The sequence below is a fragment of the Klebsiella sp. 10982 genome (assembly GCF_048589245.1).
Classification (GTDB): Bacteria; Pseudomonadota; Gammaproteobacteria; order Enterobacterales; family Enterobacteriaceae; genus Klebsiella; species Klebsiella quasivariicola.
In genome coordinates this window covers 1-12,448 of sequence record NZ_JBMAXV010000070.1, presented here as the reverse complement: position 1 = coordinate 12,448, position 12,448 = coordinate 1, and the positions used below count along the sequence as shown (strand labels likewise).

At 49.5% G+C, this 12,448-nt stretch carries 12 protein-coding genes and 1 pseudogene; 8 read left to right on the top strand and 5 right to left on the bottom strand.

Annotated elements, in window-relative coordinates:
• From ACKLKD_RS26630 to ACKLKD_RS26610, 5 genes are all read right to left on the bottom strand, one after another.
• On the bottom strand, positions 1-316 hold a 316-nt coding region (locus ACKLKD_RS26630; protein ID WP_420061996.1), incomplete at its 3' end, for a hypothetical protein.
• A 136-nt stretch (positions 317-452) separates the two neighbouring features.
• Positions 453-1,697, bottom strand: coding sequence for a cystathionine gamma-synthase family protein (locus tag ACKLKD_RS26625; RefSeq protein WP_197508651.1), 1,245 nt, complete (start codon positions 1,695-1,697; stop codon positions 453-455).
• Positions 1,678-2,676: a N(2)-acetyl-L-2,4-diaminobutanoate deacetylase DoeB gene (gene doeB, locus ACKLKD_RS26620; RefSeq protein WP_032413381.1), complete on the bottom strand. Its 999-nt coding sequence runs from the start codon at positions 2,674-2,676 to the stop codon at positions 1,678-1,680. Before doeB ends, ACKLKD_RS26625 begins: the two co-directional genes overlap by 20 nt.
• Positions 2,677-2,688: 12 nt before the next feature.
• Positions 2,689-3,879 carry an ectoine hydrolase DoeA gene (gene doeA / locus ACKLKD_RS26615; protein ID WP_032413383.1) on the bottom strand — a complete coding sequence of 397 codons (1,191 nt, stop codon included), beginning with the start codon at positions 3,877-3,879 and terminating at the stop codon, positions 2,689-2,691.
• 493 nt (positions 3,880-4,372) lie between these two features.
• Positions 4,373-5,782: a PLP-dependent aminotransferase family protein gene (locus tag ACKLKD_RS26610; protein ID WP_032413385.1), complete on the bottom strand. Its 1,410-nt coding sequence runs from the start codon at positions 5,780-5,782 to the stop codon at positions 4,373-4,375.
• Positions 5,783-5,973: 191 nt separating this feature from the next.
• On the opposite strand from ACKLKD_RS26610, the gene ehuB reads away from it, so the two are divergent.
• The 8 genes and pseudogenes from ehuB to ACKLKD_RS26570 all read left to right on the top strand — a co-directional run.
• On the top strand, positions 5,974-6,828 hold the full coding sequence (gene ehuB, locus ACKLKD_RS26605; protein WP_032413386.1) for an ectoine/hydroxyectoine ABC transporter substrate-binding protein EhuB: 855 nt from the start codon (positions 5,974-5,976) through the stop codon (positions 6,826-6,828).
• Positions 6,829-6,952: 124 nt separating this feature from the next.
• A complete protein-coding gene (ehuC, locus tag ACKLKD_RS26600) occupies positions 6,953-7,612 on the top strand; it encodes an ectoine/hydroxyectoine ABC transporter permease subunit EhuC (RefSeq protein WP_032413447.1) in 660 nt (219 codons plus the stop codon).
• Positions 7,609-8,265 (top strand): ectoine/hydroxyectoine ABC transporter permease subunit EhuD, encoded by a 657-nt coding sequence (ehuD, locus tag ACKLKD_RS26595; protein ID WP_032413388.1) that lies wholly within the window; start codon positions 7,609-7,611, stop codon positions 8,263-8,265. Before ehuC ends, ehuD begins: the two co-directional genes overlap by 4 nt.
• A 14-nt stretch (positions 8,266-8,279) precedes the next feature.
• Complete coding sequence (gene ehuA / locus ACKLKD_RS26590) at positions 8,280-9,062, top strand: ectoine/hydroxyectoine ABC transporter ATP-binding protein EhuA (RefSeq protein ID WP_032413390.1); 783 nt, start codon at positions 8,280-8,282, stop codon at positions 9,060-9,062.
• Between the two features lie 71 nt (positions 9,063-9,133).
• The gene (locus ACKLKD_RS26585; protein ID WP_087806342.1) at positions 9,134-9,892 is read left to right on the top strand and encodes an amino acid ABC transporter ATP-binding protein; all 759 of its coding nucleotides are present in this window, start codon (positions 9,134-9,136) and stop codon (positions 9,890-9,892) included.
• A gap of 94 nt (positions 9,893-9,986) precedes the next feature.
• Positions 9,987-11,006: a pyridoxal-phosphate dependent enzyme gene (locus ACKLKD_RS26580; RefSeq protein ID WP_032436689.1), complete on the top strand. Its 1,020-nt coding sequence runs from the start codon at positions 9,987-9,989 to the stop codon at positions 11,004-11,006.
• On the top strand, positions 11,003-11,947 hold the full coding sequence (locus ACKLKD_RS26575; RefSeq protein WP_032413397.1) for an ectoine utilization protein EutC: 945 nt from the start codon (positions 11,003-11,005) through the stop codon (positions 11,945-11,947). Before ACKLKD_RS26580 ends, ACKLKD_RS26575 begins: the two co-directional genes overlap by 4 nt.
• 379 nt (positions 11,948-12,326) lie before the next feature.
• Positions 12,327-12,419, top strand: a pseudogene (locus ACKLKD_RS26570) (transposase); the annotation flags it as partial.
• Positions 12,420-12,448 lie beyond the last annotated feature (29 nt).

The following is a 12,448-nucleotide window of genomic DNA, read 5'->3' as shown; positions in this document are numbered from 1 at the left end:
GAAGTCTGAATATATCAGCAGTAGATAAGTAAATGATTTTGGTTTTAAAATCTAACGCTCGCATCGTGTGATCTTGATGCGTTGCTGCCCACTGATGTAAGCATTCGGCAATGCTTGCCAATAGATCGTTATCAGGTTCTATGGTAATCGCAACGGCTACCAACTGATTCACGCTGGTTTCCTTTCCTGAGTATTTTTCTTTTAATATGCGTTTTGCCGATATGCCTCTTTTATCATCTTTCGCGTAAAAAATAGGCAGAATTGTGTTGGCGATGTGTGTCGAGGTGATAATGGATATTTTACAATCTGGTTCCATAAGATGACTCCTGATTACAGTGACCAGTATCATACTTCAGGTTGCGTACTTGTTAGCCCTGTGCCCGGCCCATCCATGGGCCTTGTTTTTTTACCGATACTGAGGAAATTACCCTTCGGCATGTTTTTCCCGGAAACTAAACCCGATCCAGTGCCTGGCGCAGATCCTCAATCAAGTCTTCGAGATTTTCAATCCCGGCGGAATAGCGGATCAATCCCTCGGGAATGCCGGCGTTAGCCCGTTCCTCGGCCGTTAATTCCACGTGACTGGTTGTACAGGGAGGGCCAACCAGCGTGCCAACCGAGCCAAGACTGGCGGCTTTATGAGCCAGCTTCATGTTTTCCAGAACGGTAATCACGGCGGGAAATCCCCCTTTAAGAGAGAAGCTCATCATCCCGCCAAAACCGTGCATCTGCTTTTTCGCGATATCATAATGCGGGTGCGTCGGCAGTCCGGGATAAAAGACCTGTTCGACTTTCGGATGCGCCGACAGCCAGCTGGCGATCTTCATGCCGTTTTCGTTATGTCTCTGCATACGTAATTCCAGCGTTTTCATGCCGCGCAGGATCATATAGGCCGAATGGGCGTGGAGCGTGGCGCCGGTAATTTCCCGATAATGAAAGATGGTGCGGATCAGAGATTTTTTGCCGACCACCAGCCCGCCCATGACATCCGAATGGCCATTCAGATATTTCGTGGCGCTGTAGACCACTAAATCCGCACCCAACGTCAACGGACGTTGATTGATAGGCGTGGCGAACGTGTTATCGACGATAACGATACCCCCGTGTTCATGGGCGACGTTTGCCAGACGTTGGATATCGACAATTTTTAACGTCGGGTTAGTCGGCGATTCTAGATACAGAACCTGACAGCCTTTTTTAATTTCATTTTCAATGGTATCAAAATCCGTGGTATCGCACAGGCTTACGTCAATATTCTGCCGTGGCAGGAATTCGATAAAAATTTTATTGCTGCCGCCGTAAGTATCTTTAATCGCTACGACACGATCATGCGCTTTTAATAAGGAAAATAAGGTGTTGCTGATTGCAGCCATACCGGTAGAAAAACTGGTGGCATCTTCTCCGCCATCGAGCAGGGCAATTTTTTCCTCTAAGGGACGAACGGTTGGGTTAGTATTCCGGGAATAAATATGGCCGGCTTTTTTGCCAAGGGCAACGTCGAACCATTCGGCCATATCATCGTAATTGAAGGTAACGGAGTTGAAAACCGGAACGCAAATTGCGCCTTCGGCAAAGGCTTCGGCTTCGCCGCCCCAGATGGCGGTGGTTCCTTTATGAATATTATCTTGCATAATAGACTCCTTATCACAGTCTAATACATGAGTATCGGGTGAATTTTTACGCGCTGACGATTTCACTAATAACCAGCATATTATCGCCGCTGTGGATCACCCCGGGGAAATGCCTACCGGTTACCAGTCCTGAGCATTTTGCTGTATATTCGATTGGCTTAACGCCGGTACGTTTCATATCATGAACACGAGCCACGACATCACCTTTCTTCACCATGGCGCCAAGGTCATGACAAATCTCAAATAATCCGTCATGTTCGCTGGTAATGAAACAAGCGCTATCATCTTGTTTCAAATATACGGTAGGCGATAATTGTAATTCGCCATTCAGAATTCCCGCACGGATAAGCACATTGGTAATCCCACGTTCCGCAATCGCGACGGTTTTCGCGGAACTGGAGCCGCCGCCGCCAAGTTCGGTGGTGACAAAAATTTTCCCGGCGTCTTCAACGGCGGTGTCAAACATACCGACGGAATCCAGTTCCAGCATTTGCAACGAATAGGGCGCCGAGAACGCCGCAACTAATTGTTCGGTTTCCTGTTGCAGCGCTTTATCTTGCAGAATATGGCTGGCGGCAAACGGCAGAAAATCGAGGGTTTTACCGCCGGAATGAATATCAATGACGATATCGGCTAACGGCAATAAAGTATGCTGGAAATAATCAGCAATTTTTTGTGTGACGGTACCGTTAGGGACGCCAGGGAAACTGCGGTTCATATTGCCATGATCAATCGGCGATGTGCGGGTTGCCGCCAAAAATGCCGGTGTATTCATGAACGGCACAATAATAATGCGGCCGTTAACATTCTGAATATCGATAGTATTGGCAAGTTTACTTAATGCAACCGGTCCTTCATATTCATCGCCATGATTGGCACCGGTTAATAAGGCCGTTTTCCCCTGACCATGATTAATGACGGTGATGGGGATCATTATCGCACCCCAGGCCGATTGGTCACAGGAATAAGGCAGTTTTAAATAACCGTGATGAATACCATCAGCAGCAAAGTCGATGGTCGAAGATATTGGATTTTTAGCTGACATAGTCAATACCCATTAATCTTTAATAAAGAGTTTACGCGGATAATTGCAGAAAGTTTCGACACCAGTATCGGTAATTAAAATACTTTCAGTAATTTCTAAACCCCAGCTATCCATCCACAGTCCTGTCATGAAATGGAAGGTCATTCCTGGCTGAAGTTCTGTATGATCATCACTACGTAAGCTCATGGTCCGTTCGCCCCAATCAGGAGGATAACTGATGCCGATCGGATAACCGCAACGGTTATCTTTATGAATGCCATATTTTTCTAAGACGGAAAAGAATGTCCGCGCGATATCCCCGGTGGTATTGCCAGCTCTGGCGACGTCGAGAGCGCATTCAGTACCTTCGAGAACCGCTTTTTCCGCATCAAGGAAAAATTGCGGCGGCTTGCCAAGATAAATGGTGCGCGACATCGGGCAATGGTAGCGTTTATAACAACCGGCGATCTCGAAAAAGGTGCTGGTATTATTCAGGATCGGCGAATCATCCCAGGTCAAATGAGGTGCGGAGGCATCTTTTCCCGATGGCAATAGCGGGACGATGGCCGGATAGTCGCCGCCAAAATTGCCGACGCCGCGGATACCGCTATCATAAATTTCAGCCACCAGGTCGCATTTACGCATGCCCGGCTCGATACGTTCATAAATCCGGGTATGCATACTTTCGACAATACGCGCGGCGACCCGCATATATTCGATTTCCTGTGCCGATTTCACTGCCCGTTGCCAGTTTACCAGCGCCGTCGCATCCACAAAGCGAGCTGCAGGAAGATGCGCTTGCAGAGAGGCAAAAGCTTTCGCGCTGAAATAGTAGTTATCCATTTCTACGCCAATGGTCATTTTCTCCCAGCCGTGGGCCGCAATCACCTCTTTGGACAGATAATCCATGGGATGGCGGACAGGCGACTGAACATAGAAATCGGGATAGCCAATCAGGTGATCTTCCTGCATATAAACGGTGCGTTTCGCACCATTAACATCCTGCCCCCGCCCGTACCAATAGGGGTCGCCTTCCAGCGGCAACAGCACGCACTGGTGAACGTAGAAGCTCCAGCCGTCATAACCGGTCAGCCAGGCCATGTTCGATGGGTCCGTTACGATCAGTAATTCGATTCCCTTATCCTGCATAGCTGCACGGGTTTTGGCTAAGCGCCGCTGGTATTCTTCGCGGGTAAAGGGAAGCTGGATGTTAGCCTCGGTCATAGTCATCTCTCTTATAAACAACTACTTAAATTAATAGTCAGGCTATTTGTCGTACTGCATAACCTGCCGTTTGAAAAATCCGTAAGCGTTCACCCCGACGTCTGTCGCCAGCATCTGCCCCATTAAGGTGCATGACGGACGTTTCTCCGTCGTAACACGATGACCGTTTTTCTGCTGTCGCCGTTTAGGGCAGAGTAGAGGTTCAGTAACCTGCTGTTCATCAACAATCTTTTTTATGCGGCACGAAAATGCGCCGTATCCCGCACTATCGGTTTTTTTGGCACGATAGATGCTTATATTTGATTACCTATGGCTTGCCGCACAAGATAGTCAGTGTTGAACAGAGCGGGAGCGGCAATGTCGAGAACAACATTTATTGCGTTTCCCTTCTCTGTAAACATGACAATAGGATATTTATGATTGGGAATGAATTGCATTGTACTAGTGCATTTTATTTGTCATGGTTTTTCATATGAAAAAAATATGATTGTCATTATACAACGTCGGCAGGTTGTATCTGCGGATATTGGTTGAACAAGTCGTAAATCGTCAATAGCCCTTGCTCGAATTGTGCATCGCTGCAGTCTGCACCAATACATACCCGAATGGCATGAGTGATGGCGGTTTTATCGGCCGAAAAGGGCGAGGATGACGAAACGGCGACCTGTCTTTTGCGTAGTTCTGCCGTGAGATGATCGGGCTGCCAGTGTTCGGGGATGTTTATCCAGCAACTCAATGCCTGAGGGCTGCCGCCTGACAAATATTTAGCAAAATATTTCCTGACCAGCGCCTGCCGTTTACTGATTAATTTCTTTTGTCCTTCAATAAGATGGTTTGCCGTGCCATCCATTACCCAACGCGATGCGATTTCCGCCAGTATCGGCGAGGCCATCCAGCTGGTTACGCGCAATATACTTTCGGTGCGTAAGGCCAGTTTCGGCGGCATGACGAGGTAGCCAATGCGTAATCCGGTAAGGACCGTTTTGGTGAAGCTGGTGCAATAAAAAGTGAGATCAGGCGCCCAGGTGGCGATGGGGCGCGGGCGTTGTTGCTGGCTTAATAGCGCGCCGTAGACATCGTCTTCAATGATATAAACATTGTAACGTGCGGCAATTTCAGCAATTTGCCGCCGGCGGTGCTCCGGCATAATCGCTCCGGTGGGGTTATTGAGGTTTGGCGTGCAGACCAAAGCGGTCACTTTCTGGTCGTCGCACAGCTCTTCAAAATGATCGGGAATAATGCCGTGTTCATCTATTTCCAAACCCTTTAATTTAAATCCCAACACCTGCGACATACCGATAACGCCATGATCGGTAAGCCTTTCGCACAGCACAAGATCATTCGGCCCCGCCAGCGATGACAGCGCCAGATCGATAGCTTCTGCGCAACCGTTGGTGATGAGTAGGGATTTGGTTTCGACATCAAGCCCGGTTTTCTCCTTTAACCACTGGGTGGCGGCTTGCCGGTGAGGCTCAAGACCGGCGATGGGCCTGAACGTATGAATCCAGGGTTGAAACTGTTCCTGGCTCAGTTGCAGGCAGGTGTCTCGCCATGCCTTTTCCTGCTCGGCATTGCGGATAAGACAAGCATTGGAAAAGTCCAGCATGGTTTGCTGTTGCTGATCCAATATGTCGTAATTGACATTATCGGTAGCCCGCCGGGTGACAAAACTGCCTCTGCCGGTTTCTCCACGAATCAATCCCTGTCTTTTTAATTCCTTATAAACATTAGTGATCGTTTGAATACCAATGTTCAGATCATCCGCTACTTTCCTTTGCGGGGGAAGGCGTTGCCCATCGACAAGCTTCCCGGTCTCAATTTCATGGATGATGGTGTCGACAAGCACCTTAAATTTGAACTCGCCAGGACGAATTTTGCTGAGCGCCGTACCCCATGATTTCATTGTCAATCCTCAAGCTTTGTTTATTTATATGCACTAGTACAACGTAGCAATTTTTTTTGGCTTGGTATACTTTGTTTTGTGTGATAAGGATAAAACACGCTCTCATCAACAACATTGGCAATGACAATTTTCTTTGTCGGATTATGGTTTATCAGCACAAGAATCACTCATCATTTTGGAGGCTCGGGTAAATGAAAAAATGGCTTAAGAAAACACAACGAACCGCCTTGGGGATTGGGGCGCTGGCTTTATTCATCAACTTTTCCTGTCATGCAGATACGGCCCTCGACAAGCTAAACAAGACAGGCGAAATCTCCATCGGTTATTCCAATGAAGAGCCATTCGCCTATGCGGATGCGTCAGGAAAGGTGACTGGCGAGTCTCCGGAAATCGCGAGGATCATTTTCAAAAAACTCGGCGCCAAAAAAGTCGATTCCGTGCTCACGGAATGGGGGGCGTTGATTCCGGGCTTGCATGCCGGACGCTTTGATGTGATCGCGGCAGGGATGTATATCACTCCGGAACGTTGCAAACAGGTGCTGTTCACCGACCCGCAATATCAGCTTGGCGATACGTTGTTGGTTAAACCCGGCAATCCAAAGAAACTGCATAGTTATGCTGATTTTGCCAAAAACCACGACCTGCGTCTTGCGGTGACCGCCGGTACGGTTGAGCTGAAATATGCCCGGGACAGCGGTATTGCTGATGATCAGATTATTCAGGTGCCAAATACCACGGCGCAGTTGCAGGCCGTCAAGGCGGGCCGGGCTGATGCGGCGATAGGTACCGCGCTGACCATGAAGGATCTGGCGAAAAAAGGCGGATCGTCGGTAGAGGCGACCACGGATTTTGTGGACGATCCTTCGCACATCGGCTATGGCGCGTTGGCATTCCGTCCGCAGGATAAGGAATTAAGAGATAAGGTGAATGCGGAATTGAAAAAATGGTTGGGTTCGGAAGAACACCTGCGGACCGTGGCGCCATTTGGCTTTGATAAAAGCAACATCACCCATAAAACCGCCGCTGAAATTTGTAAGGGCTCGTGACAGCCGCAGCGGCGCAATAGCGCAAGGAAGAGGGGGAAACAACCTCTTCCTTATCATTTGATGTTTAATCATTATGCGCAGAAGCCATTGCATAATGATTTTAGTGAAATCAGCGGGTGTGTTTATGCATGAATTATTGCCTTTGCTATGGGATGGCACCTTAGTTACTTTGCAAATCACCGTGTTTGGATCGCTGCTGGCGGTGGTGGTGGCGCTCGTCGCGGCATTAGGCAAACTCTCCCGGTGGCCGGGAGTGAAATGGCTGGCTATCGGCTTTATCGAACTGTTTCGCGGCACCTCGTTGCTGGTCCAGCTGTTCTGGCTGTTTTATGTTTTGCCGCTGCCGCCGTTTAATATCACGTTGACGCCGTATGTCGTCGCTATTATTGGTCTTGGCTTGCATATTGGCGCCTATGGCGCGGAAATTCTTCGCGGCGCGATTCTTGCGGTCCCCAAAGGCCAGACCGAGGCGGCATTATCGCTGAATATTTCTCCGTTACAGTGCTTTACCCATGTCGTTTTACCGCAGGCTATCATCCATGCGATTCCGCCTGGGACCAATCTTCTTATCGAACTGTTAAAAAATACCTCGTTGGTTTCATTAATTACCCTGTCGGATCTCACTTTTCGCGCCGGGCAACTCGATCAGCTCACCGGCAATACGCTGCAAATTATGGGGCTGACGCTGCTGTTCTATTTTGTCATGGCGCAAATACTGGTGGCGGTGATGCGCCTGGTTGACCGGCGGTTTCAGCCCGGGCGTAAAAAGAGGAAGGCGGCATGAACTTTTTTGACTGGCAATACACACGGGAAATTTTCCCGCTGATGATGCAGGCGTCGATCAAGACAATTTATATCACCCTCATCGGCTATGTCATCGCGTTAGTGCTGGGGTTATTTCTGGCGATGGCGCGGCGTAGCGCTTACCGCTGGCTGGCATTCCCGGCGACCGGGGTGATTGAGTTTATTCGTAGTACGCCCTTATTAATTCAGGTTTACTTTATATTCTATGTTCTGCCTAACTATGGCCTGAATATTTCGGCAACCCAGGCTGGGATCATCGGTATCGGGCTGCATTATGCCTGTTATACCGCCGAGGTCTATCGTTCAGGATTTAATGGCATCCCGACCGGGCAATGGGAAGCGATTAAAGCGCTGAATATCCCGGGGCGAGCCGCCTATCTGGATATCATTTTCCCGCAAGTTATCAGGCCGGTAGTGCCGGCGCTGGGTAACTATTTTATAGCGATGTTTAAAGATACCCCGGTGTTATCAGCAATAACCGTTGTGGAAATTATGCAAGAAGCAAAAAACATTGGTTCAGAGAATTTCCGTTACCTCGAACCGATAACCCTGGTGGGGTGCTTCTTCCTGACCATTAGCATCGTGCTGGCCATTCTTTTTAATAAGATAGAAAAGAAAGTCGCCTTACCATAAAGCGGAGCGTAACGATGAATGTTGCACAAAAACCAGACAGCCAACCGTTAGTTCGCTTTAATCATGTCGATAAATATTTTGGCGACCTGCGGGTATTAAACGATCTCAATCTGGCGGTTGCCCCGGCGGAAAAACTGGCGATTATTGGCCCCAGCGGTTCGGGGAAATCCACCGTATTGCGCGCCTTGATGACCCTGGAAAAAATAAACTCCGGAACCATTGAGGTGGAGGGGGAGTTACTGACGCATATCCACAAAAATGGGCAACTGGTGACCGCGCCGGAAAAGCATATTCGGCAGATAAGAAAAAAGATCGGCATGGTGTTTCAGAGCTTCAATCTGTTTCCGCATATGACCGTTATGAAAAACGTCATCGAAGCGCCGATCAAAGCGTTGGGCTTATCGAAAGCGGAAGCGGAAGAACGCGCCGTCAGTTTGCTGCAAATGGTCGGGTTGATGGGTAAAGCCGATTTGTATCCTTCGCAGCTTTCCGGCGGGCAACAGCAACGGGTGGCGATCGCCCGGGCGCTGGTCATGCGCCCGAAAATCATGTTGTTTGACGAAGTGACATCGGCGCTGGACCCGGAATTATGCAACGAAGTGCTGAATGTCATTCGTCAATTAGGCGAACAACATAAGTTGACGATGATTATGGTGACGCATCAGATGGGGTTCGTGAAAGAGTTTGCCGATCGAGTCTGTTTTTTTTGCCATGGCAATATTCTGGAACAGGGAACGCCGGATGACCTATTCAATCGCCCGCAAAGCGAACGGTTACAGCAATTTCTAAATGAATAATATCCGCACGCTAACCATCGCGGTAACTTTCTGAGTAAGTTAATTATTTTCAATATGAGGATATTATGCAAATGGCGGCGAATCAGCAGGAAAATAAATTCTCTATTGTCGATATTCGCAACTTACATAAACATTTCGGCCAGAATCATGTGCTTAACGGCGTGGATCTGCAGATTGCGCGCGGTGAAATTGTCAGCATCATCGGGCAGAGCGGCTCCGGGAAGAGCACTTTACTACGGTGCATCAATGGCCTGGAGAGTTATCAGTCCGGCGAACTGCGGGTAGAAAGCGAACTGGTGGACTGCAGCAATAAACGGGCTTTGCAGCAATTACGCAGTAACGTCGGGATGATTTTTCAGAATTTTAATTTATTCCCGCATTTGACCGTCGCCGAAAATATTATGCTGGCCCCGCGCCTGATGAATTATCTGACGAAAGAAAAAGCGCAAGAGCAAGCTTTACGGCTACTACAACGGGTGAGCCTCGCGGATAAGTTTGATGAATATCCCGATCAATTATCTGGCGGGCAAAAACAACGTGTCGCCATTGCCCGCGCGTTAGCGATAAACCCGGAAATTTTATTATGTGATGAAATTACCTCCGCCCTCGATCCCCAATTAGTTAACGAGGTGTTATTAGTGATTGAAGCATTAGCCAAAGAAGGGATGACGATTATCATGGTTACCCATGAAATGGCCTTTGCCAGAAAAATTAGCGATAAAGTCGTGTTTATGTATAGCGGTAAAGTACATGAGATGGGTAGCCCGGAATTGTTATTTAATCATCCATCGACGCCTGAACTCCAGCGCTTCCTGTCGATGGTATTGTAATTTTTGGCGTGGACAAAAAACGCTGCTGCAAATGGCCGTTTTTTCTCTTAGCTTAATTCGTATAGCGTCGGCGTGATTGCCGACGGGAGTTGATATGGCAAATAACGTCTCTTCAGACATTGATATCGCGGAGTTTTATGCTGCCCGGGAACGTATTTATCCTCTGGCGCTGGCCACCCCGTTGATCTATTCCCGCAGTTTATCCAATCTGTTTTCTGCGCAAATTTATCTGAAATGCGAACAATTTCAGCCGACGGGGGCGTTTAAAATTCGCGGCGCCGCCAATACGATTCTCGGCGAGCTGCAAAAAAATGAGCAACGGATCAGGCGCAATGGCGTGGTCACCGCGTCGACTGGCAACCACGGGCGAGCCGTTTCTTATGTGGCGAAAAAGCTGGGGATCCCGGCGACGGTCTATCTTTCTTCTCTGGTGCCGGAAAATAAAGTCCGCAATATCGAACTGGAAGGCTGCCGGGTAGTGCGTGTTGGCGCCAGCCAGGATGATGCGATGGCCGAAGTGAAACGCGCGGTGGCGGAATTCGGCATGATAGAAATTCCGCCCTTTGATCATCCGTCGATTATTGCCGGACAGGGAACCATCGCCTTTGAACTGAATGAACAGCTCAACGACATTGATTATATCTTTAGCGGACTTTCCGGCGGCGGATTGCTTGGTGGCATCGGTCTGGCGATGAAACACCTTGCTCCACAAACCCATATCGTCGGCGTGAGCCTGGCGCAGGGCGCGGCGATGTGGGAAAGCCTGAAGGCGGGCAAACCGGTGATGGTTGAAGAGGTCGCCAGCGTGGCAGATTCGCTGGGCGGCGGCATTGGCATGGATAACCGCTGGACGTTGCCGGCTGTGAAACAGGTGATGGATCAGCATTTCCAGGTGAGCGACGATTATATCGCCGCCGCGCTGCTGTTGCTGTTCGAAAAAGAGAAAATTTTGGTCGAAGGGGCGGCGGCGGTGGGTCTTGCGGCGCTATTGCAATATCGTCCGGACATCAAAGGCCGTAAGGTCGTCCTGATTTTAAGCGGCAATAGTATTGCCACCGCGACGTTGCCGGCTTTACGGCAACGGGCAGTGAATGTGGATGAGGTAGGGCAATGAAACTTGTTGATCAGGCAGCCATCTCCCGGTCGGTCGCCATCGATATGGATGCTGCGGCAGTGATCGAATCTGCCATGCGCGCGTTAGGCAAGGGCGAAGTGATTCAGCCGGATATTCTTTCCATGAGTTTTCCGCAATATCACGGCGAAGTTGATATTAAAACCGCCTATATCCATGGCGCGCATAATTTCGCCGTTAAAATCAGCACCGGGTTCTTTAATAATCATACGTATGGTCTGCCCAGCCTGAGCGGGATGATGATCGTGTTCGACGCTGAAACGGGCCGTGCGGAGGCCATTCTGGCTGATAATGGCTATCTGACGGCCGTCAGAACGGCGTTATCCGGCCTTATCGCCGCGAAATATCTGGCCCGCGCCGACAGCACACGGGTTGCCGTCATCGGTTCCGGGGAACAGGCCCGGTTGCAGGTCAGAGCATTAAAACTGCTATTTCCGCTTGAACAGGTTAATGTCTGGTCGCGCAACGATGACCATGCTGTGGAATATGCGCAGGAGATGCAGGATGTGGCCCCTCAGGTACGGGCATACGAGAGGATAGAAGATGCCTGTCGCGATGCTGATATTATTGTCACGACAACGCCGGCGATCGAGCCGGTGTTACTGGCGGAGCACGTGAGTCGCGGCAGCCATATTACGGCGATCGGATCGGATAATGAATTCAAACGGGAAATTAGCGGCGAGTTGCTCACTATGGTGGATATCTTTTGCTGCGACCTGCAGTCGCAAAGCGAAAGCCATGGCGAACTGAAATATTTCAAAAACAGACATCAGGAAACGCCCTGGCCGGTATACGAAATTGGCAAAATCATTGCCGGGGAAATCGCCTGCCAGAGAAAACCAACGGATATATCATTGTGCTGCTTATCCGGCACTGGCGTATTAGATAGCGCTATTGCGGAATATGCGCTTTCACGACTTTGAGCACCGGCTACGCCGTTGCGGCAGGATCTGCCATGCGGCATAGCCCGACTGCGCGCGTCGACGGTTAAATAACCCATGTCTGGCGGTTCGCTGACGCTACCGGACTACGACGGCGATTTTTGCCATGCTTTTAACTTTCCCCCCGCCTTCTCCGAAGACTTTCGGGCCTGTGTAGCCAACCACTATAGGGCTGATTTCACCCCGGGTGGGTGTTTTAAAACGGACATTAACCGGCTTCGCTGACTTGCTGATGCTGCTGTAACGGCAGCATGAAGCGTCGTTGACCTGCTCCCCGTTGATTAATACACCGCGATGTTAGTAATGTCTTCATAAGCCACATGAGGACATCCCCATGAAGAAGCGTTTTTCCGACGAATAGATCATCAGTATCCTCCGCGAGGCTGAAGCCGGGGTTTCTGCCCGTGAGCTCTGCCGTAAGCACGCTATTTCCGACGCCACCTTTTATATCTATGGACTACCTCCGTTTTGCAAGTACTGAAC